The sequence below is a fragment of the Acidovorax sp. JHL-3 genome (genome assembly GCF_000526295.1).
Classification (GTDB): Bacteria; Pseudomonadota; Gammaproteobacteria; order Burkholderiales; family Burkholderiaceae_C; genus Acidovorax; species Acidovorax defluvii.
On sequence record NZ_JAFU01000004.1, the window covers coordinates 566,267 to 586,855 of the forward strand.

Annotated in this window: 18 protein-coding genes; 6 read left to right on the forward strand and 12 right to left on the reverse strand. The window is 64.5% G+C overall.

The genetic code is table 11. The annotated features are described in order from the left end of the window. The first annotated feature begins 40 nt into the window (after nucleotides 1-40). The 3 genes from panD to K226_RS0117960 all read left to right on the forward strand — a co-directional run bounded on the left by panD (nucleotide 41) and on the right by K226_RS0117960 (nucleotide 1,544). Complete coding sequence (gene panD, locus K226_RS0117950; protein ID WP_024816107.1) at nucleotides 41-421, forward strand: aspartate 1-decarboxylase; 381 nt, start codon at nucleotides 41-43, stop codon at nucleotides 419-421. Between the two features lie 34 nt (nucleotides 422-455). Next, nucleotides 456-815, forward strand: a complete 360-nt coding sequence (locus K226_RS0117955) for a 5-carboxymethyl-2-hydroxymuconate Delta-isomerase (protein WP_024816108.1) — start codon at nucleotides 456-458, stop codon at nucleotides 813-815. A gap of 78 nt (nucleotides 816-893) precedes the next feature. Beyond that, nucleotides 894-1,544 carry a tRNA-uridine aminocarboxypropyltransferase gene (locus tag K226_RS0117960; RefSeq protein ID WP_035242174.1) on the forward strand — a complete coding sequence of 217 codons (651 nt, stop codon included), beginning with the start codon at nucleotides 894-896 and terminating at the stop codon, nucleotides 1,542-1,544. A gap of 66 nt (nucleotides 1,545-1,610) precedes the next feature. On the opposite strand, the gene K226_RS0117965 is transcribed toward K226_RS0117960, so the two are convergent. From K226_RS0117965 to K226_RS0118000, 8 genes are all read right to left on the reverse strand, one after another. Further along, nucleotides 1,611-3,086, reverse strand: a complete 1,476-nt coding sequence (locus K226_RS0117965) for a class I SAM-dependent DNA methyltransferase (protein WP_024816110.1) — start codon at nucleotides 3,084-3,086, stop codon at nucleotides 1,611-1,613. After that, on the reverse strand, nucleotides 3,083-5,029 hold the full coding sequence (locus tag K226_RS0117970; protein ID WP_024816111.1) for an RNA-binding domain-containing protein: 1,947 nt from the start codon (nucleotides 5,027-5,029) through the stop codon (nucleotides 3,083-3,085). Before K226_RS0117970 ends, K226_RS0117965 begins: the two co-directional genes overlap by 4 nt. Next, the gene (locus K226_RS20090) at nucleotides 5,026-6,468 is read right to left on the reverse strand and encodes a restriction endonuclease subunit S (RefSeq protein ID WP_035242177.1); all 1,443 of its coding nucleotides are present in this window, start codon (nucleotides 6,466-6,468) and stop codon (nucleotides 5,026-5,028) included. Before K226_RS20090 ends, K226_RS0117970 begins: the two co-directional genes overlap by 4 nt. Further along, nucleotides 6,465-9,254: a type I restriction-modification enzyme R subunit C-terminal domain-containing protein gene (locus K226_RS0117980; protein WP_024816113.1), complete on the reverse strand. Its 2,790-nt coding sequence runs from the start codon at nucleotides 9,252-9,254 to the stop codon at nucleotides 6,465-6,467. Before K226_RS0117980 ends, K226_RS20090 begins: the two co-directional genes overlap by 4 nt. A gap of 138 nt (nucleotides 9,255-9,392) precedes the next feature. Further along, nucleotides 9,393-11,201: a chorismate-binding protein gene (locus tag K226_RS0117985; RefSeq protein WP_024816114.1), complete on the reverse strand. Its 1,809-nt coding sequence runs from the start codon at nucleotides 11,199-11,201 to the stop codon at nucleotides 9,393-9,395. A 121-nt stretch (nucleotides 11,202-11,322) separates the two neighbouring features. After that, the gene (nadA, locus tag K226_RS0117990) at nucleotides 11,323-12,441 is read right to left on the reverse strand and encodes a quinolinate synthase NadA (RefSeq protein ID WP_024816115.1); all 1,119 of its coding nucleotides are present in this window, start codon (nucleotides 12,439-12,441) and stop codon (nucleotides 11,323-11,325) included. 162 nt (nucleotides 12,442-12,603) lie between these two features. Further along, nucleotides 12,604-13,470, reverse strand: a complete 867-nt coding sequence (gene nadC, locus K226_RS0117995; protein ID WP_024816116.1) for a carboxylating nicotinate-nucleotide diphosphorylase — start codon at nucleotides 13,468-13,470, stop codon at nucleotides 12,604-12,606. A 74-nt stretch (nucleotides 13,471-13,544) separates the two neighbouring features. After that, on the reverse strand, nucleotides 13,545-14,423 hold the full coding sequence (locus K226_RS0118000; protein WP_024816117.1) for a hypothetical protein: 879 nt from the start codon (nucleotides 14,421-14,423) through the stop codon (nucleotides 13,545-13,547). A 163-nt stretch (nucleotides 14,424-14,586) separates the two neighbouring features. Between K226_RS0118000 and panB the strand changes: the two genes are divergently transcribed. From panB to lysA, 3 genes are all read left to right on the forward strand, one after another. Further along, the gene (gene panB, locus K226_RS0118005) at nucleotides 14,587-15,504 is read left to right on the forward strand and encodes a 3-methyl-2-oxobutanoate hydroxymethyltransferase (RefSeq protein WP_024816118.1); all 918 of its coding nucleotides are present in this window, start codon (nucleotides 14,587-14,589) and stop codon (nucleotides 15,502-15,504) included. Between the two features lie 27 nt (nucleotides 15,505-15,531). Further along, nucleotides 15,532-16,386 carry a pantoate--beta-alanine ligase gene (panC, locus tag K226_RS0118010; RefSeq protein WP_024816119.1) on the forward strand — a complete coding sequence of 285 codons (855 nt, stop codon included), beginning with the start codon at nucleotides 15,532-15,534 and terminating at the stop codon, nucleotides 16,384-16,386. Between the two features lie 302 nt (nucleotides 16,387-16,688). Beyond that, nucleotides 16,689-17,942, forward strand: coding sequence for a diaminopimelate decarboxylase (lysA, locus tag K226_RS0118020; protein ID WP_024816121.1), 1,254 nt, complete (start codon nucleotides 16,689-16,691; stop codon nucleotides 17,940-17,942). 256 nt (nucleotides 17,943-18,198) lie between these two features. On the opposite strand, the gene K226_RS0118025 is transcribed toward lysA, so the two are convergent. From K226_RS0118025 to K226_RS0118040, 4 genes are all read right to left on the reverse strand, one after another. Then, nucleotides 18,199-19,212: an NAD(P)H-dependent glycerol-3-phosphate dehydrogenase gene (locus K226_RS0118025; protein WP_024816122.1), complete on the reverse strand. Its 1,014-nt coding sequence runs from the start codon at nucleotides 19,210-19,212 to the stop codon at nucleotides 18,199-18,201. A gap of 55 nt (nucleotides 19,213-19,267) precedes the next feature. Continuing rightward, nucleotides 19,268-19,726, reverse strand: a complete 459-nt coding sequence (secB, locus tag K226_RS0118030) for a protein-export chaperone SecB (protein ID WP_024816123.1) — start codon at nucleotides 19,724-19,726, stop codon at nucleotides 19,268-19,270. 109 nt (nucleotides 19,727-19,835) lie between these two features. Next, nucleotides 19,836-20,096 (reverse strand): glutaredoxin 3, encoded by a 261-nt coding sequence (grxC, locus tag K226_RS0118035; RefSeq protein WP_024816124.1) that lies wholly within the window; start codon nucleotides 20,094-20,096, stop codon nucleotides 19,836-19,838. A 68-nt stretch (nucleotides 20,097-20,164) separates the two neighbouring features. Beyond that, a complete protein-coding gene (locus K226_RS0118040) occupies nucleotides 20,165-20,572 on the reverse strand; it encodes a rhodanese-like domain-containing protein (protein ID WP_024816125.1) in 408 nt (135 codons plus the stop codon). Between the last annotated feature and the right edge of the window lie 17 nt (nucleotides 20,573-20,589).

Below are 20,589 nucleotides of genomic sequence, written 5' to 3' on the forward strand. Positions count from 1 at the left end.
GCGCGGCATGGAACACCACCGTCAACAAACCTGCACCGCCATGTACCGCACCCTGCTCAAATCCAAGATCCACCGCGCCACCACCACGCACTGCGAGCTGCACTACGAAGGCTCGTGCGCCATCGACGAAGACCTGCTCGACGCCGCCAACCTGTGCGAGAACGAACAGGTCCACATCTGGAACATCAACAACGGCGAGCGCTTCATCACCTACGCCATCAAGGGCCAGCGCGGCAGCGGCATGATCTCGGTCAACGGCTCGGCCGCGCGCCGCGCTACCGTGGGCGACCTGCTCATCATTGCGGCGTTTGCCCAGGTGCCCGAAGACAAGGTGGCCACGCACGAACCCCAACTGGTGTTTGTCGACGGCCACAACCGCCAGACCGAACTGCGCCACCACGTGCCTACCCAGGCGCTGTAACGCCCGCTTTTTCCACCCCCGCCGAAAGCAGACCATGCCCCACCTGATCGTCGAATACTCGCAAAACCTTGCCGGTTTTCCCGAGGCGCAAGCCCTCACCGAGCTGAACCAGGCCGTCACCAGCAGCCCCGAAGTGCTGGACGAGGCCGACCTCAAAAGCCGCTTCGTGCTGGTGGACAGCTTTGAAATTGGCACCGCCCCCGCCAACCGCGCGTTTGTGCACGCCCAGCTGCGCCTGCTGTCGGGCCGCACGCCCGAGGCCAAAAAAGACCTGTCCGAACGCGTGGCCGAGGTGCTGCGCCGCCTATCGCCCAAGCCAGCGGGCGTGATGGTGCAGCTCAGCGTGGAAATCGTCGATATGGACCGGGGCTCTTACGTCAAAGAGCGGCTGTAAGCCACCGGCCTCGCCGCCATTTTTTAGCCAAACAGGGCTGTAGCGCTTATCCATCAAGCGCTAGCAGCTCTTTTTTTTATAGTGACTCCACTCAGCACCAGCCGCCCGCGCTGCCCCGCCTGCCTGCGCCCGCACAGCGCCTGCATCTGCCGCTGGGCCACCCCGGTGGCGCACCGCACCGAGGTACTGATCCTGCAGCACCCGCTGGAAGTGCACGAGGCCAAAGGCACGGCGCGGCTGCTGCACCTGAGCCTGCCGCACAGCCGCATGGTGACGGGCGAGCGGTTTGACGACAGCGCGCTGCAGCCCCTGCTGACCGCGCCATTTGGCGCAACAGATGCAGCCACCGCCCCGCGCCACGCCCTGCTGCTCTACCCCGAAGCCCCGCAAGACGCCACCCTGGGCATTGCCACCCCGCCGCCACTCAACCCCGCCTGGCTGCAATCACCCGAGCGCCTGCGCCTGGTGGTGCTGGACGGCACCTGGCGCAAAAGCCGCAAGATGCTGCACCAGAACCCGTTGCTGCAACAACTGCCGCGCCTGCCGCTGCGCGAGCTACCGGCATCGCGCTACCGCATCCGCACGGCGCACCAGCCGCACCAGCTCTCTACCCTGGAGGCCACCTGCGCGGCACTGGCGCAGCTGGAAGGCGCCGAAAGCCTGGCACCCCTGCTGGCGGCGTTTGACGGGTTTGTGGCGCAGCAAGCGGCCTGGCAGGTGCGGCGATAGGTGCGGCGGTAGGTGCGGCGGTAGGTGCGGTAGAGGCCGCACCGCATTACGGCGGGTGGTGCATTGCTACGGCGTTGCAGCGCCCCGCCCCGGCAGCCCTGCCGCCACGTCCCTGAAGGCCGCCAACGCAGCCTCCAGGTGCTCGATGATTTCTTGCTGCAACACCTCGGGCGGCGGCAAATCATCCAGGTTGTCCAGGCTGTCGTCTTTCAGCCAGAAGATGTCCAGGCTGGCCTTGTCGCGGGCCATCAGCTCGTCGTAGCTGAAGAACTTGAAGCGATCTGTGGCGATGCGCTCGTGGCGGTTTTCCGGGTGATAGCAGGTGATGAAATCCTGCAAGTCATCGAGCTTCAAGGTGCGCGTCTTCAGCGTGAAATGCTTGTTGGTGCGCAGGTCGTAAAACCACACGCCCTTGGTATGCACGCGCCCATCTTTTGGGGCGTTGTCAAAGAACACCACATTCGCCTTCACGCCCTGCGCATAGAAAATGCCCGTGGGCAGGCGCAGCACGGTGTGCACATCGCAGTTTTCCAGCAGTTTCTTGCGAATCTTCTCGCCCGCCCCGCCTTCAAACAGCACGTTATCTGGCAGCACCACCGCCGCTTTGCCGTCCACCTTCAGCATGCTGACGATATGCTGCAAAAAGTTAAGCTGCTTGTTCGACGTGGTTTCCCAAAAGTCTTGCCGCTCGTAGGTCAGCGCCTCGCGGTCTTCCTCGCCCTCTTCGTTGGTGATGGTCATGCTGCTCTTCTTGCCAAAGGGCGGGTTGGCCAGCACGTAATCCACCTTGCGCCGGGGCTCGGTAATCAGGGCATCCGAGCGCTCCACCGACGGCTCGCCATCGAGCTCACCGATGTTGTGCAAAAACAGGTTCATCAGGCACATGCGGCGCGTGCCCGGCACGATTTCGTTGCCGTGAAAGGTCTGGTCGCGCAAAAACGCTTTCTGGCGCTTGTCCAGCGTGGTGCCGGGGCGCGTCAGCCAACTGTAGGCACCCAAAAAGAAACCGCCCGTCCCGCATGCCGGATCGGCAATCGCCTTCATCGGTTCGGGGCGCACACAGGCCACCATGGCTTCGATCAGCGCGCGCGGCGTGAAATACTGGCCTGCGCCGCTCTTGGTGTCTTCGGCGTTCTTTTGCAGCAGGCCTTCATACAAGTCGCCCTTGGTGTCGGCATCCAGGCTGATCCAGCTTTCGGCATCAATCAACTGCACCAGGCGCGAGAGCTTGGCCGGGTCTTGAATTTTGTTCTGTGCCTTGAAAAAAATGGCGCCCAGCATGCCCGGCTCCTGCCCCAGCCGGTGCAGCGTGGCCAGGTAATGCGCCTCCAGCGGCTCGCCTACTTTGCTGGTCAGGCTGGCCCAGCCATAGCCGTTGGGGATGTGCGTGTCGCGGTTGTAGGGCTCTTGCGCGTATTCGTGCGCCAGCTTCAAAAACAGCAGGTAAGTGAGCTGCTCCAGGTAGTCGCCATAGCCCACACCGTCGTCGCGCAGGGTGTGGCAAAAGTTCCAGACTTTCTGGACGAGGGAGGAGGTGTTCATGCGTCAGATTTCGTCGTGCTGGCCGAGTAAGCCTGGCGTGGATCGTTCGGGTTGGGGTATGCGCGCTGCAACTGTTTGCGGGCGACCAGGGGATTCAGAATGCGTTTGCGCAAATCAACCCCGTCGGGGTTGCGACCCAACAGCTGTGCCAGTGCACGCAAGCCCAAGTACCGATCGGCGCACAGTGCCAACACGGTTTGCTGCACTAGCTCCGGGCTTGCGCGGCCACGCTCGGCCACCGGCGCGGCCAATGCTCGCAGTCTTGCGAGTTCGGCGGAGTCCATCTGGGTAAGGTCAGAAATCACCGTTGGCCCAGGCGCAGCCACCGGAGCGCTGTCCGGCTGCTCCGGTGTTATGGGGTTTAGCTCCGGTGTTAAGGGGTTTAGCTCCGGTGTTAATGGGGTTTCCCCTGCAGCAAAACCCATGGACGCCGCCTGCGGCTCCCACGGCAGGTAATACACCATGCCCCGGCCTGTGCCTTGGGGCGTTAACAAACCATCGCGTACCAGACTGGCCAGCATCTTGGTAATGTCTGCCGGATGATCGGTGGCAATCTGGCGCAAGCGCGCATGGTTCAGCACCCCTTCCGTGCTGGCTGTAATCAGTGCCAGCCGCGCCAACTCTGGCAGGGCCGTGAAGCTTTCACCCAGGCGATTTTGCAACTCCACCAGCACGTCTTGTGGCACCAGGCTGCTCATGCGCAGCTCCATCAGCGTTTGCTCAGGTTCACGCAATTCGTGCAACACCGGTCTGCGCCAATGCTCCCCAGCCCAGTTCCGATAAATCTTCGGCAACCCAGACCCCGCATGGTCACCATAGCCCACCAGCTGAAACATCTTTTGTAAGCGCCGGTTGCGGCAATCGCTATTGCCGCCAATCACCGCCTGCTCCAGCGGTACGCGCATCAGGCCGGGGTTGCGAAAGCCAAACATGTCCGGCCGCTTCACGACCAGCACGGATACCCGGCCCGAGAAATCGGCATGGATCAAGGTGTTGACCAGAGCCTCGCGCAGCGCCTCATGCACCGGCGTGTCGTCAATCCGCTGGCCCGCCTGCAACTGAAAAGGCACCTTCAGATCTACCGTCAGCTTCAGGTACACCTTGCGGAAAAAGTCATACACATTGCCCGACCAACTGCCATCGGGTACTAAGCGGTCAATCCAGCGCTTATCGGCTTTGGGTTCTGGCCTTTCCTGGTAATCCACCATGTAGTGCGGCAGCGCATCGCAGATCACCTCGGCCCGGCCAAACATCAACAAACCCGCCAGCCGCAAACCGCTGAGGCCTGCCTCGCGGTCTTTGCCAAACGCCCCAATGCGCTCCAGAAACTCGGGCAGGGGCAGGTCGCTCCACACATGGCCCGGCTTCACCGCCGCAAACCGGTTGCGGTATGCCGCGACCGTATCCATGTCTAGGTCGCCAAAGTCATACCCCTTGAGCACCCGCTCATCACGCGAGTCCTCCACGCGCTCGGCCACCATGCGGCGCACCGCCTCGTCATCCGCCTGATAGTCCCCCTCGTAGCGGCGCAAATAGGTGCCCCCAAACGGGTTGCTCCCCACATGCACGGGCCGCTGTTGGCGCGATGCCCGTGGCACGCGGACGCGCAGCACCATGTGGTCGTCGATCTGCACCACATCCACATCCTGCTCGGTCAGCAGGTTGACGCTGACCTGCTTGCGGTTATGCAAGTTGTCCCACAACGCCTTGCGCACCCGTTCAACATCCGCCAAACCCAGGGCACGGAAGCTGCCCCGTGGCTTTTCCTGCACGCCCAGCAGAATCACCCCACCATCGGCATTGGCCATGGCGCTGTAGCTTTTCCACACATCGTCTGGCAGCTCGCCACGGCCATCGCGCCCCTGCGCTGCCTTGCATTCCAGGTCGTAGGCTTCTGCCAGGCTGGCCACATCCATTTCGTCCACTCCGTCGCTCGAATTCATGCGGCCTCCTTGGCTTTGCGGCCACGCGGTTTTTTTACTGCGCCCTGCGCGGCCCGCTCGGCGCGGATGCGCTCTAGCAGTGCGCTGGCCGGTTCGTCGTGGGGGTCTTGCGGCACCAGTTGGCCGGAGAAGGCGGCGCGCAGGATGTTTTGGCGTTGGGCGGTGGATTGTTGGAGGGAGATTGCAATGCTCGCAGCCATTTCCTCATTTGAATTTAAGGCGACGACATACTCTTCAAGGATTCGTTCTTGCTCTCGAATCGGAGGCAAGGCAATAAACGTGTCGTTGAGTATCTTTTGACTTATGAATGGCTGGGCACCACCCTTGGAGCCAGACCCCAAGTTTGCGGCCTGCATCGTTAACTCAGAATGCGCCCACGTTATGAACTCGTTTTTAGCTGTTGCGTAAATGGCGTTATCCGTGACCCAAGCCGCTGACTCTGTGCGGAACACGTTCCCGCAGTGGGCTCCGACTCGACCTATAACAATAGTGGCGTGACCTACATTGGCTGCATTGTGTCTGCCGTTTATCCCATTTCCACCATAGACAGGGTAATCGCCATCGATCTGTGCGGAAGCAGGTAGAAAGTCCCCGCTGCCCCATGAGAAAAGCATTTCCGCAGTCGCCCACACCCACCCCTGCGGCAATTCCGGCAAACCGCTGGTATCGGGCTGCACCGGCTCGGGGTATTTCTTCTGCCAGTCCTTGGGCGGGGTTTTGCCTTGCTCCGCAAACTTGGCGAGCTGCCTGGCCTCCCAGCGGGCGCGGCGCTCTTGCAGGATGCGTTGCAGCAGTTGCGCGCCGGTCTCGGTGGGCTGGTGCTGCGTGCGCCACGCGGCGGTGAGCGCGCCTTCCACGGCGGCTTTCAGCAGCGACTGGCGGTATTGCGCCAGCTTCTTCTGCGCGGCCTTGAGTTCGGCCACCCCGGCATCGAGGTCGGAGAGCAGTTCTTCGAGTTTGGCGACGATGCGGGTTTGTTCGTGCCGTGGGGCAAGAGGAAATCTGTAAGCCTTCAAATCGCCGAGATAGATGTTCTTTTGGGTAACGCCCGAACCTAGTGCAAGCAAATTACGGCGCTCAGCGCGCAAATAGTGGTAGAGATACTTGCTGTCAAACGCCCATTTGTTCGGCAGTGAATATGCAATAGCTTGATTTGTTGTGACCGGGATGCCGGCAATACCTAGCTTCCCGATAGACCCGTAAAGAGCCACCAGTATTGAACCGACAGGAGCAAGCTTTGCTGCACTGTTTTCTAGTGCGGCCTCCGTGATTGATGCGAATGTGCTGAGTACAACCCCATCTTTAAGATCAGAGATCGTCACCCACGGTATTGCACCGCCGAAATATGCCGGATTGGATCGACTCGGCGTACCTCCGCTTCCCCAATCGGAAAGTTCGCCGAGGCTTGTTTCTACCCATCCTTTTGGCAACTCACTCACGCGACCAACTCCCAATTCATTTCATCCATCAGCGTATCCAGCTCCTTGCCAAACAGCCCCCACGCTTTCTGCAGCCCACCCTTGTCCGCCAGCTCGGCGTAATCAAAATCGTCGCGGTGGATGGCGCAGCTGCTGGCAATGTGCTCTTTCATCAGCCGCAGCCACTCGGTTTGCTCGGGCGTAAAGGCGGTGCCGCGCTGGGCGTTGTGCCGAAAAATCCAGGCCTGAAAGCGCTTGTCCACTTCGTCGGCAAAGGGCTTGAGTTCAGCGCCTTCGCCGTCCAGCCCCAGCGCAAAGCGCACCAGGCTCACCAGGTCGGTCAACTGGCGTTTTTTGTCCGCGCCTTTCACCTGCGCTGCCTGCACGCGGGCATAGGCGCTCCACAGGCGTTCGGTGGTGAGCATCAGCGGTGGTTTGGCCAACTGTTCGTGCAGCTCTTCGATGAGGTCGAAGGTGAGCGCGCGGCGCTGGTAGGGCTGCTGGTAGAAAAAACCGAGCGCCGCGATTTCGTCTTTGTGCTGTTGCAGGTAGTCGGCAAAGGTCTGTACCACCGCCTGGGCCTGCGCCTCGGCCTGCTCGGAAAAGCCCGCGAAGGTGACGGTATCGAGGTTGATGTGGTCGATGAGCTGCTCGCGCTCGCGGCGGGCGTTTTCGATTTCGTCGCGCAGCGCGGGTTGGTCAAACGGGGCGCAGGCGGCGGCCACGCGGGTGGCACGGGCGGCTTCGAGTTCCTGCGGCAGCAGGGTGTCTTCGCTGCGGGTGATGCCCTGGGCCTGCGCGCTGGCCAGCGCGGTTTGCACGATGGCGTCGGGGTTGAGCGCGGTAATCAGGCCCTTGCCCAACTCGGCCACGGGGATGCCGCCGCTGGCTTTTTCAATGCGCGCCTGCGCTTTGTCGCCCAGTTGCTTGGCCAGGCGCACCAGGCGGTTGGCCAGGCTGAGAACGGTGTCGTCGTCGCGGCTGCCCATGGCCACGCCTTGCAGCAGGTCTTTGAGCGGCACGCCGGGCTTTTTCTCCAGCGGGCGGCTTTCGGTTTTGAGCGACTTTTCCACGCCCACGGCGTCGATCAGCACAAAGCGGGTTTTGGCGCCATCGGCACTGTTGCTGACGCGCTTCAAGCTGTCGCCATCGAGGCTGCGCACGCCCCGGCCTTTCATTTGCTCGTAATAGCCCTTGCTGCGCACGTCGCGCATGAAGAGCAGCACTTCCAGGGGTTTCACGTCGGTGCCGGTGGCGATCATGTCCACGGTGACGGCGATGCGCGGGTGGTAGTCGTTGCGAAAGCTGCTGAGGATGCTGTCGGCGTCTTCTTCGGCGCGGTAGGTGACCTTTTTGCAGAACGCGTTGCCCTGGCCATACACCTCGCGCAGGATGCGGATGATGTCGTCGGCGTGGCTGTCGGTCTTGGCAAAGATGAGGGTTTTGGGCGTTTCTTTGCGCGCGGGGAAGATCTGCGTTTCCACGGCGGTTTTCATAGCCTGGATCACTTTGCGAATCTGGCTCACGTTGACCACGGAGCGGTCCAGCTCTTTGCCGGTGTAGGCGGTGTCTTCTTCGGTTTCGCTCCAGCGCTTTTTGCGGGTTTGCCGGTCGCGGTGGTCCACCCATTCTTTGGCCTTGAGCTCGGCGCCTTTTTGCGTGACCTCGGTTTCGATGGTGTACACGTCGTAGCCCACGTTGACGCCATCGGCCACGGATTGCTCGTAGGTGTATTCGGCCACGATGTTTTCGTTGAAGAAGCCAAAAGTGCGCTTGTCGGGCGTGGCGGTCAGGCCGATCAGGCTGGCGTCAAAGTAGTCGAGCACCTGCTTCCACAGGTTGTAGATGCTGCGGTGGCATTCGTCGATGACGATGAAGTCAAACGTTTCCACCGGCACGGCCGGGTTGTAGCGCACCAGCTTTGCCTGGCTGGCGGTTTGCTGCACTTCATTGAGCGACAGGTCTTCGGCCGATTCGTCGATGGGCTCGCCACTCAAAATGGAATACATGCGCTGGATGGTGCTGATGCACACCTGCGCGTGCGGGTCGATGCTGGGCGAGGCCAGGCGCTGCACGTTGTAGAGCTCGGTGAACTTGCGGCCATCGTCGGGTGGCGTGTAGGCCATGAACTCCTGGTGCGCCTGTTTGCCGAGGTTGCGGGTATCGACCAGAAACAGGATGCGCTTGGCACCGCCAAACTTGAGCAGGCGGTACACCGACGTGATGGCGGTAAACGTTTTGCCCGCGCCGGTGGCCATGTGCACCAGGGCGCGGGGTTTGTTGAGCGCCAGCGACTTTTCCAGCCCGGTGACGGCGCTGATTTGGCAGTGGCGCAGGTTTTGCTCGGGCAGCGCGGGCATTTGCTCGGCCAGGCGGCGGCGCAGGGTGTCTGGTTGTGCCAGCCACGCTGCCAGCGTTTCGGGCTTGAAGAAATGAAAGATTTCGCGCGAGCGCGGCGCGGGGTCGGCGCCGTCGGTAAAGCGGATGATCTGGCCGGTGGCCTCGAACAAAAAGCGCAGCGGCGTGCTGTCTTTGCGCCATTTGAGGTTGGCGCTGGCGTAGCGCTCGGTCTGGGCCTCCGTCGCGGTGAGGTTTTCGCCAGCGCTGTCTTTTTTGGCTTCGATCACGCCCACGGGCTGCCGGTGGACAAACAGCACATAGTCGGCGGGACCGGTGTCGGTGGGGTGTTCGCGCACGGCCACTCCGGTGGCTGCGCCCAGGTTGAGCGCCTTCATGTCTTGCACCACCCAGCCGGCCTGGGCGAGCTTGCGGTCGATGGATTCGCGGGCCAGTGCCTCGGGCGTCATGGGCGTCCTTCAGGGGGAGTGGGTGGGGCGGGGAACTCGCCCATTATCAGGACAAGGTTTTGGGCGGTTTACACACTATAACAATGATAGCTACTAGCGCTTACCAGATAAGCGCTAGAGACCAAAAACACCCAAACATCATGACACCAGTTCGGCGGCCAGCCAGCCGCGCAGGCTGTTGACGAATGCCCAGGCCTGCACGCGCGGCAGGTCTTGCAGGCGCACCACGGCCTCGGTCAGGCGCCCTTCGCGCAGGGCCACGGCGCGGCCCACGCCGGGCAGCAGGCCGCAGGCCAGCGGGGGGGTAACCCAGCGGCCGTCCAGCAGCATGGCGATGTTGCCGAACGTGGTTTCGGTGATCTCGCCCGCTTCGTTCCACAGCACGGTGTCGAACACACCGGGCGTGGTGGGCGCCAACGCGGCGTAGTGCGCGCGGCGCGTGGTCTTGTAGCGCACGAATTCGCCATGGGCCTCTGGCAGCGGGCGGCCCGCCAATTGCAGGCGCACGGGCACGGGCGTGGGGTGCAGGGCAAAGGCCTCGGCGTGGGGCTGGCCGCTGGCGCGCAGCAGCAGGCGCACGCGCCAGGCACCGGCGGGGTGGTTGCCTGCCAGCGCCTGCAGGCAAGCCTGCACGGCAGCGGCGTCGAACGGCACATTGAAATGCGCCGCCGCGCCCTGCAGGCGCGCCAGGTGCTCGGCCCGGTGGCGGAACTGGCCATCCACCAGCGCCAGGGTTTCGAGCAGGTCAAACGGGGCGCTGGCGCGCTCCACAAAGGCGCGCTTGTGGCGCCACTCGTTCCATTCGGCATCGGCCGTGGCACCCGAGGTGATGCCGCTGCCAATGCCGCAGGTGGCGGTGGTGGTGCCATCGGCCCCGGCCCGCAACACCACGGTGCGGATGGGCACGTTGAAAGTGGCGGCCACGCTGTGCAGGCCATCCGCCCCGGCCACGCCGGCCGGCCGCACCACGCCGATGGCGCCGCAGTACACACCGCGCGGCGCGGATTCGAGCGCCCGGATCATCTGCATGGCGCGCACCTTGGGCGCGCCGGTGACCGAGCCGCAGGGGAACAGCGCAGCAAACACGTCGCTCAAGGTGGTGCCGGGCCGCGTGCGGGCCTGCACGTCCGACGTCATCTGCCACACGGTGGGCAGGCCCTCGGTGTGGAACAGCGCGGGCACGCGCACGCTGTGCGGCTGGGCAATGCGCGAGAGGTCGTTGCGCAGCAGGTCCACGATCATGACGTTTTCGGCGCGCTCTTTGGGCGATGCGCGCAGGTGGGCGGCCTGGGCGGCGTCGTCTGCGGGGGTGGCGCCGCGCGCGGCGGTGCCTTTCATGGGACGGGCCAGGATGCGGCCGCCGCCGGGCGCATCGTGCCAGTCAAAAAACAGCTCGGGCGAGACCGACAGCACCTGCTCGGGGCCCGCTGCCATGTGCGCGGCATAACCGCCGGGCTGGGCGCGCTGCAGCGCGGCAAACAGCGCGGCGGCGCTGCCCTGGCGCAAGCTGCCGGTGAGTGGGGCGGTGTAGTTGACCTGGTAAAGCTCGCCCGCACTGATGGCCTGCTGGATGTAGGCAATGGCTGCGTCAAAACCAGCGCGGTCGGGGCCGCCGGTCCACTCGACCTGCGCGGCGGGATCGGCTGCATCCGCAGACCCATCGGCAGGCCAGGGCAGCGGTGCGTCGTACACGGCAAACCACGCCAGCGGGCCGTCGGCGGCATGGGTTTGCAGGGCGGCGTCAAAGGCCGCTGCGGCTTCGTAGCGCACATGGCCGACGCACCAGTGGCCGCGCTGTGCGGCGGCATGCACGGCGTCGAGCACGGCGCGCACGTCCTGCAGCTGGTGGGCTTGCAGCACCTCGCGCGGGGCGCCAAAGGCATGGCGCAGGCGCGGCGCGCTGCGGTCGTGCGGGTCGGCAAAGTCAATGTGCGCAGTAAGGGTCAAATTGGCCTCCAGCGCTTATGGGAAATGCGCTAACAGCTATTAAAAACAAAGCAAAAGCCGCCGTGTACAGCGTGCCCCTACCGATGCACGCCCCGGCCGTGGCGCTGGGGCGCGGGGTAACTCAGGCGGCGCCGATGTTCGGCACGAGGCCGCTGGTGGGCAGGCCGTTTTTGAGCGCGGCGGTGAAGGCCAGCATGCGGTCAATCGGCAGGCGCGCGCGCGGGATGATCTGCGCGTTCACGTCGATGGCGTTGGCGCCGGTTTCCAGCACCTGCGCCACACCGGCCAGGCCGTTCATGGCCATCCAGGGGCAGTGGGCGCAGCTTTTGCAGGTGGCGCTGTTGCCGGCGGTGGGGGCTTCGATGAACAGCTTGCCGGGGTTGAGCGTGCGCAGCTTGTGCATCATGCCGTTGTCGGTGGCAACGATGAATTCTTGGGCGTCCATCGTCTGCGCGGCCTTGAGGATGGCCGAGGTGGAGCCCACGGCGTCGGCCAGGGCAATCACGTCGGCCGGGCTTTCGGGGTGCACCAGCACCTTGGCGTTCGGGTGCTCTTTTTTCAGCGATTCCAGCTCAAAGGCCTTGAACTCGTCGTGCACGATGCAGGCGCCGTTCCACATCAGCATGTCGGCACCGGTCTCGCGGCGGATGTAGTCGCCCAGGTGGCGGTCGGGCGCCCACAGGATTTTGTGGCCCTGGTCCTTGAGTGCACGCACGATGTCGAGCGCGCAGCTCGACGTGACCAGCCAGTCGGCCCGCGCCTTCACGGCCGCGCTGGTGTTGGCGTAGACCACCACGGTGCGGTCGGGGTGCGCATCGCAGAACGCGCTGAATTCGTCGATGGGGCAGCCGAGGTCGAGCGAGCAGGTGGCGTCCAAGTCGGGCATGAGGATGGTTTTTTCCGGCGAGAGGATCTTCGCCGTCTCACCCATGAAGCGCACTCCGCTCACCACCAGCGTCTGCGCGGCATGGTCGCGGCCAAAGCGCGCCATCTCCAGCGAGTCGCTGACGATGCCGCCGGTTTCTTCGGCCAGGTCCTGCAGGTCGGGGTGCACGTAGTAGTGCGACACCATGACCGCGTTCTTTTCCTTCAGCAAACGGCGGATTTTGTCCTTGAGCGCGGCGCGCTCGTCCTGCGACGGCTCGGGAGGCACACGCGCCCAGGCGTGCTTGGTCGCGCACACGCCGCCGCCTTCGGGCTGCTCGTAATCGACTTCCTTGAGGGTAATCACAGTGTTCATATCAGTCATTCAGTGTGCGTTGCGCCAGTCTCGGCACGTACAACAGGCACGGCCCAGGCCAGCGGCCACCGCGCAAGGGCCGCCCCGCCGCGCGGGTGGCGTCCCCCTTCCCGCGCTCCGCGCGAGAGAAGGGGGAAGGCGCGCAGCGCCACAGGGGGTTGGTCACTCTAACTCCTGCAGGCGCATCGAGAAGTCGGTGGCCTTGACGTCTTTGGTGAGGGTGCCAATCGAGATGCGGTCCACACCGGTTTCTGCAAGGGCGCGCAGGCCATCGAGCGTCACGCCGCCCGAGATTTCGAGGATGGCGCGACCAGCATTGATGCGCACGGCCTCGCGCAGCGTAGGCAGCGGCATGTTGTCGAGCAGCACCATCTTGGCGCCAGCGTCCAGAGCCTCCTGCAACTGCTCAAGCGTCTCGACTTCGATCTCGATGAACTTGGCTTGCGCCGCCACCTGCTGGGCAGCGCGCAGCACGGCCGTGACGCCACCGGCAGCGGCGATGTGGTTTTCTTTGATGAGCACGGCGTCGTGCAGGCCGATGCGGTGGTTGGTGCCGCCACCCACGCGCACGGCGTATTTTTGCGCCAGGCGCAGGCCGGGCAGAGTCTTGCGGGTGTCCACGATGTGCGCGCGGGTGCCAGCCACCACGTCCACGTAGGTGCGGGTTTTGGTGGCCACGGCACTGAGCAGTTGCAGAAAGTTGAGCGCCGTGCGCTCGGCGCTGAGCAGCGCGCGGGCATTGCCCTCGATCTCCAGCACCACCTGGTCGGCAGCGCAGCGGGCGCCTTCGGCCACATGCCAGGTCAGTTGCACGGAAGGGTCGAGCGCACGCAAGGCGGCCTCGGCCCAGGGGGCGCCACAGATCACGGCGGCCTCGCGCGCCAGGATGCGCGCGCGGGTGCGGCGCTGGGGGTCGATCAGGCCAGCGGTGAGGTCGCCGCTGCCCACGTCTTCTTCAAGGGCACGGGCCACGTCCAGCAGCACCTGGGTGTGCAGGGCCTGGCGGGTTTCGTCTTCTGGATAGGTCATGGCCGTGAAGCATAGCGGCTTCGCCTTGCCCATCAACCCCCGGTGGTGAGGGCCTGCGCTGGTGGAGCGCGTGGTCAGTGACCGGGCGCGCCGGGTGCCACCAGCTTGCTGAGCAGCTTGACGGCGGCACCGCCACCGGGCACCAGGGTGCCCGCCATCTCGGCGCCAATATCGACCAGCATGTCGCGGGTGAGCACCTGGCTGACCTTGTCCTTGAACCAGCGCCCGTTCTCCACCACCTCGCCCGTCAGCCCATCGACCTCGATCACCCCGATCTTGTCCGCGCTGCTCCAGCGGAATTCGAAAGCAAACACGGGCCGCAGATACAGGTGGGTGCGCTCGAAGTGCGTGAGGTCGGCCTGGATTTCGTAGGCATTCACGGCCTCCGAGGTCAGGCTGGCGGTGGCCAACTGCTTGGCGGCGGCCATGGAGATCAAGGGTTTGAGCAGCTCGTCAGGCCGCTCCACACGCTCGGTCTCGGTGAATTTGTATTTCTCGATGTAGGCCTTGAGCACCGCGGGCTTGATGTCACGCTGCATGCCATCGATCATCTGGTCGAAATGGATCTTGCGATGGCAGTGCTCGATGGCGACGAACTCGATGCGCGCCTTGTCTTTTTGCCGCGTCACCTCAAACACTTTGTCGTCGAGTTGCAGGGTCTGGGCATAGAGGTTGTGCACCGGCACCTGGTAGGTGATCTGGCAGGTGTAGTCCACCGAGCGCTGCGCCACAACGTGCCAGAACGGCTCCAGGCGCATTTCCTGGCGCGACAGTTGCACCGTGTCCTCGCGCGGACGGTTCAGGGGGTTGAACTTGGCCATCATGCCGAAGGCGCTGAGTTTTTTCTTTTCGGCCTGCTCCTGCGCCGCGCGGAACGGATACACCTCTTCGAAGACAAAAATCTTGCTGGCATCAGGCGCTTGGGCTTGCACTTGCACGGGCTGTGGTTCCACGGGAGTCCTTGTGTTGCATTGGCGGCCCCCTTCCCCTTGTGAGGCCCGCTGAACAAAGAATGTAGCGCAAGGCCACATGTTGTTACAGACCTGCAGTGCGCCACCCACGGCCCCGCTGTGACTTAGACTGCGCGCTTTTGTCGACTTTGCAAGGAGTGACGCCATGACCGAGCCGACCCAGACATCGCCCCAAACACCTACGCAGGCCACTCCCGCCACGCCCACCACTCCCTATGGCACGCTGCCGCCTGCGTCACCCCTGCCCCAGCGCCGGCCCGTCAGCCTGCCGCGCCTGGCGCAGATGCGCGAGGCCGGTGAAAAAATCACCATGCTGACCGCCTACGACGCCACTTTTGCCGCCGTGGCCGATGCAGCGGGCGTCGAGTGCATTTTGGTGGGCGACTCGCTGGGCATGGTGTGCCAGGGCCTGCCCAGCACCGTGGGGGTATCGCTGGACACCATGGCCTACCACACGGCCAGCGTGGCGCGCGGCCTGCACCGCGTGCAGGGCACGGCCTGGCTGGTGGCCGACCTGCCCTATGGCACCTATGCCGAAAGCCGCGAACAGGCCCTGCGCAGCGCCTGCACGCTGATGCAGGCGGGCGCGCACATGGTCAAGCTGGAGGGCGGCGGCTGGACGGCGCCCACGGTGGAGTTTTTGGTGCAGCGCGGCGTGCCCGTGTGCGCGCACCTGGGCCTGACGCCGCAAACCGTGCATGCCCTGGGCGGCTACCGCGTGCAGGGCAAAACAGAAGACGCTGCCCGCACGCTGCGCAAAGAGGCACTGGAGCTGCAAAACGCTGGCGCCGCCATGCTGGTGCTGGAGATGGTGCCGGCCGCGCTGGCCGCCGAAATCACCGCCGAGCTGCCGCACTGCCACACCATAGGCATTGGCGCGGGCAACGGCACGGCCGGCCAGGTGCTGGTGTTGCACGACATGCTGGGCGTGAACCTGGGCAAGATGGCCAGGTTTGTGCACAACTTCATGCAGGACGCTGGCAGCGTGCGCGGCGCCATGGAGGCCTATGTGCAGGCCGTCAAGCAGGGCCGCTTCCCCGACAACACATTGCACGCCTGGTAAGGGCCTCTTTCACCCCGACATCCCAAAATGCTCATCGCCCACTCCATTCCCGAACTGCGCGCCGCCCTGGTCGGCCGCCGCCCCGCCTTTGTGCCCACCATGGGCAACCTGCACGAGGGGCACCTGTCGCTGGTGCACCAGGCCCGGCCGCTGGGCGACACCACCGTGGTCAGCATCTTTGTGAACCGCCTGCAGTTTCTGCCCCACGAAGACTTTGACAGCTACCCCCGCACCTGGGATGCCGACTGCGCCAAGCTGCAGGCAGCCGGGTGCGACGTGCTGTTTGCCCCGCGCGAGACCGACCTCTACCCCGAGCCACAGACCTTCAAGGTGCACCCCGACCCGCAATTGGCCGATCTGCTCGAAGGCCAGTTCCGCCCCGGCTTCTTCATCGGGGTGGCCACGGTGGTGATGAAGCTGTTCAGCTGCGTGTTTGGCGCCAACGGCGGCGGCACGGCGGTGTTTGGCCGCAAGGACTACCAGCAGCTCATGGTGATCCGCCAGATGGTGCGGCAGTTTGCGCTGCCCATCGACGTGATGGCGGGCGACACCAGCCGCGCCCCCGACGGTCTGGCCCTGAGCTCGCGCAACGGCTACCTGAGCGCGCCAGAGCGCAAGGAAGCCGTGGCGCTGTCGCAGGCGCTGCAGCAACTGTCCGACCGCTGGGCCGCAGCGCAGGCCGCTGGAACGCTGCAGGCTACCGGCCTGGAGCAGCAAGCGCTGGACCAACTGCGCGCACGCGGCTGGCTGCCCGACTACCTGACGGTGCGCCGGCGCGCCGACCTGCAGCCCGCCGCCGCGCAGGATGCGCCCGGAACCCTGGTGGCCCTGGGCGCCGCCCGGCTGGGGGCCACACGGCTGATTGACAACCGGGAGTTCTGAGTGCCGCCACTCCGGCTTTGTCGTGGAACCCAGTCGAATCGGGCGCTGGCGCCTGCGCATCAGGCATCGAATGCCATTAATTTAATAGCATTTAGCGCTTATCACATAAGGGCTGGAACCCCATTTCATTCAAAACCATCAACCCAAAGCCTGCGAGTGTCATCAGCATGCTGCGCCGGCGCCATGGGCACGCGGGGGCACGGAGCGCTGTCCAGAATAAATGCCCGGTAAACTTCAGCGCCCCGGATCCAATGATTGATCCACCGCACCCTTGCGCTTTTTCCTGCACCCGGATCGCCTCCATGTCCAACCCTTTCTCGCCCGCGCAACTGTGGTCCCTGGCCGACCAGTTCGGCACCCCGCTGTGGGTGTATGACGCCGCCACCATCCGCCAGCGCATTGCGCAGCTGTCCAACTTTGAAACCATCCGTTTTGCGCAGAAGGCCTGCTCCAACATCCACATCCTTGCGCTGATGCGCGCGCAGGGCGTGAAGGTGGATGCGGTCTCGCGCGGCGAAATCCTGCGCGCGCTGGCCGCCGGTTACCAGCCGGGCCAGCAAGGCGACGGGCGCTCCGAGATCGTGTTCACGGCCGATCTGTTCGATGCCGCCACGCTGGCCTGTGTGGTCGAGCACGGCGTGCCGGTGAACGCCGGCTCCATCGACATGCTGCACCAGCTGGGCGCGGCATCTCCAGGGCATGCGGTGTGGCTGCGCATCAACCCCGGCTTTGGCCATGGCCACAGCAACAAGACCAACACCGGTGGCGAGCACAGCAAGCACGGCATCTGGCACACCGACCTGCCTGCCGCACTGGCCGCCATCCGCCAGCGCGGGCTGAAGCTGGTGGGGCTGCACATGCACATTGGCTCGGGCGTGGACTACCGCCACCTGGAGCAGGTGTGTGGTGCCATGGTGGAGCTGGTGCGCACCACGCATGCGGCAGGGCATGACCTGCACGCCATCTCGGCCGGCGGCGGCCTGTCCATTCCCTACCGCGATGGCGAGCCGGTCATCGACACGCAGCACTACCACGGCCTGTGGGATGCCGCGCGCCAGCAGGCCGAAGCCATCGTGCAGCACCCGCTGGGCCTGGAGATCGAGCCCGGCCGCTATCTGGTGGCCGAATCGGGCGTGCTGCTGGGCGAGGTGCGCGCCACCAAGGATGCGGGCAACAACCATTTCATGCTGCTCGACACCGGTTTCAACGAGCTGATGCGCCCCTCCATGTACGGCAGTTACCACACCATGAGCGTGCTGCGCCGCGACGGCAGCACCACGGCCGACCGGCCCAGCGTGGTGGCGGGGCCGCTGTGCGAATCGGGCGACGTGTTCACGCAGGGCGACGGCGGTGTGGTGCTGCCGCGCAACCTGCCGGATGCGCAGGTGGGCGACCTGCTGGTCATCCACGACGCGGGCGCTTATGGCGCTTCGATGTCCTCCAACTACAACACGCGGCCCCTGATTGCCGAGGTGCTGGTCGATGGCGGCCAGGCGCGCCTGATCCGCCGCCGCCAGACGGTGGAAGAACTGCTGGCGCTGGAACTGGGTCTGTAAATCAATCCGCGCGGGCATCGCTGGGCGCTCCGCGGGTAGGCACAGGCCTACGCCACCGCGCAGCACATGCGCACACGCGCCGCGGGCACGCGGCGATAAGGTCAAGGCATCACTTTTTCAAGGAGATTGCCATGCCCGTTATCTTGTGGTTGCTCGGAGTTCCGTTGTCGGTGGTGCTGTTGCTGATGCTGTTTGGCGTGTTCTGACCACACGCCGACGCACCAGTGCGCGGCACTGCAGCGCCCTGCCCGCCGGGCTAACGCAGTTCGGAGCCCGGATCGCGCCCCATCAACCGCCCCACGGCATCGGCCGGGGCCAGACGGCCATCTAGCAGTGCCACCACCGCCTCGGTGATGGGCATGTCCACACCGAGCCCCGCCGCACGCTGGGCCACGGTGCGGGCGCAGTACACACCTTCGGCCACATGGCCCAAAGAATCCACCGCCTGTTGCAGGCTCTGGCCTTGCGCCAGCAGCAAGCCGACGCGGCGGTTGCGCGACAAGTCGCCGGTGGCCGTCAGCACCAGATCGCCCATGCCCGACAGCCCCATGAAGGTGTCCGGCCGCGCGCCCAGCGCGACCCCCAGGCGTGTCATCTCGGCCAGGCCGCGCGTGATGAGGGCCGCCCGGGCGTTCAACCCCAGGTTCAGCCCATCGCACAGGCCAGTGGCAATGGCCAGCACGTTTTTTACCGCGCCGCCCACTTCCACGCCCACGATGTCGTCGTTGGCATACACCCGCAAGCTAGGGCTGTGGAAGGCGGCCACCAGCGCATGGCGCACCAGGGCGTGCCGACTGGCCGCCACCAGTGCCGTAGGCTGCCCGCGCGCCACTTCTTGCGCAAAGCTGGGGCCGCTGAGCACGCCGGCTATCAAATCAGGAGCTACCTGCGCACACACCTCGTGCGCCAGCAGGCCAAAAGAGCCGGAATCCGCCGGTGCCACCGCCTCGAAGCCCTTGCACAGCCAGGCCACAGGTGCCGCACAGCCGCGCAGGGCCAGCAGCATGCTGCGCAGCGCCGCCATGGGCGTAGCCACGATGACCAGATCGGCAGCGCGCGCCAGTACCAAAGGGTCTGCGCCCGACACCGCAAGCGCTGCCGGGAAATCAATGCCAGGCAGGTAGCGCGCGTTCTGCCGCCGCGCCAGCATGTCAGCCACCTGCTGGCCATCACGCGCCCACAACGTGACAGCGTGACCGCCCGGTTGCCGGGCGGCCCCCATGGCCAGCGCCGTACCCCAGGCACCGGCACCAAGTACTACTATTTTCATAGCTGCTTGCGCTTATGGATAAAGCGCCAGAGGTCTAAAAGACCTCCGAACTGCATCACTGCGTGATGATGGGCGAGGGTTCGCCAGCGGCCTGGGCCTGCTGCTGCTCGTACATGGCCTGGAAATTGATTTCGGCCAGGTGCACCGGCGGGAAGCCAGCGCGGTTCACGATGTCGGCCACATTGCCGCGCAGGTAGGGATACACGATCTGGGGGCAGGCAATGCCCATGATGGCGCCCATCTGGTCTTCAGGGATGTTGCGGATTTCGAAAATGCCGGCTTGCTTGGCTTCGACCAGGAACACGGTCTTGTCCTTGATCTTGGTCTGCACCGTGGCGGTCACGGCCACTTCAAAAATGCCTTCGGCCACGGGCGTGGCTTCCACGCCGAGCTGGATGTCCACGCTGGGCTGCTCTTGTTCGAGCAGGATGCCGGGCGAATTGGGCTGCTCCAGCGACATGTCCTTGAGGTAGACGCGCTGAATCTGGAACACGGGGTTTTCTTGGTCGGCCATGGTTGAAAAGTCTCTTTTGCAAACGGGGTTTCAGCAAAACAAAACCCGCCGGGGAGCAGCTCCCACAGCGGGCACATGGGGCTGCATTATGCAGCGCCCGGGTGACGCATCAGGCTGCGCCGAGCAGGGGCATGAGCCCGCCGCGGCCGTCCAGCGCCACCAGGTCATCGTGGCCACCCACATGGGTTTCACCGATGAAGATCTGTGGCACCGTGCGGCGCCCGGTGATCTCCATCATGTGACTGCGAGCGGCGGGGTCGTTGTCGATGCGGATCTCTTCGATCTGCTCCACACCCTTGGATTTGAGGATCTGCTTGGCCCGGGTGCAATAAGGGCAGACAGCGGTGGTGTACATCTTCACGGGTTGCATGGCGATCTTTCCTGTTGGGCAACAAAACCAGTCATAAGCCTGTCGGCTATGAAACAGTTGGGGACAGTTCAGGCTTTTTCCACCGGCAGGCTGGCTTCGCGCCAGGCCTTGAGGCCGCCGGCCATGGACTGGGCGTTGTCGTAACCGAGCTTTTTGGCAATGGCCACGGCGCGGTTGGCGCGGGCGCCACTGACACAGACCATCACCAGCGGCAGGGCCTTGTTCTTCACCAGCGTGGGCAGGCGCTCTTCGAGCTGGCCCAGCGGCACATTCTTGGCGCCGCCCACATGGCCAGCGGCAAACTCCTCGGTCTCGCACACGTCGATGACCACGGCTTTCTCCCGGTTGATCAGCTGCACGGCACGCACAGGCGTGAGCGAACCACCACTGGCACTTTTGAGCAGCGGCCACAGCAACATGGCGCCCGATGCAAGTGCCACGAGGATCAAATACCAGTTGTCGATAACGAATTTCACGAAGATTCCTTGGGTTG

What these genes read in the sequence shown, in the direction of transcription:
- K226_RS0117970 (WP_024816111.1), bottom strand. Translation starts at nt 5,029, where the DNA reads ATGAATTCGAGCGACGGAGTGGACGAAATGGATGTGGCCAGCCTGGCA.
- panD (WP_024816107.1), top strand. Translation starts at nt 41, where the DNA reads ATGTACCGCACCCTGCTCAAATCCAAGATCCACCGCGCCACCACCACG.
- lysA (WP_024816121.1), top strand. Translation starts at nt 16,689, where the DNA reads ATGTCCAACCCTTTCTCGCCCGCGCAACTGTGGTCCCTGGCCGACCAG.
- K226_RS0117980 (WP_024816113.1), bottom strand. Translation starts at nt 9,254, where the DNA reads ATGACGCCCGAGGCACTGGCCCGCGAATCCATCGACCGCAAGCTCGCC.
- nadA (WP_024816115.1), bottom strand. Translation starts at nt 12,441, where the DNA reads ATGAACACTGTGATTACCCTCAAGGAAGTCGATTACGAGCAGCCCGAA.
- K226_RS0118025 (WP_024816122.1), bottom strand. Translation starts at nt 19,212, where the DNA reads ATGAAAATAGTAGTACTTGGTGCCGGTGCCTGGGGTACGGCGCTGGCC.
- K226_RS0117955 (WP_024816108.1), top strand. Translation starts at nt 456, where the DNA reads ATGCCCCACCTGATCGTCGAATACTCGCAAAACCTTGCCGGTTTTCCC.
- grxC (WP_024816124.1), bottom strand. Translation starts at nt 20,096, where the DNA reads ATGCAACCCGTGAAGATGTACACCACCGCTGTCTGCCCTTATTGCACC.
- nadC (WP_024816116.1), bottom strand. Translation starts at nt 13,470, where the DNA reads ATGACCTATCCAGAAGACGAAACCCGCCAGGCCCTGCACACCCAGGTG.
- secB (WP_024816123.1), bottom strand. Translation starts at nt 19,726, where the DNA reads ATGGCCGACCAAGAAAACCCCGTGTTCCAGATTCAGCGCGTCTACCTC.
- panB (WP_024816118.1), top strand. Translation starts at nt 14,587, where the DNA reads ATGACCGAGCCGACCCAGACATCGCCCCAAACACCTACGCAGGCCACT.
- K226_RS0117965 (WP_024816110.1), bottom strand. Translation starts at nt 3,086, where the DNA reads ATGAACACCTCCTCCCTCGTCCAGAAAGTCTGGAACTTTTGCCACACC.
- panC (WP_024816119.1), top strand. Translation starts at nt 15,532, where the DNA reads ATGCTCATCGCCCACTCCATTCCCGAACTGCGCGCCGCCCTGGTCGGC.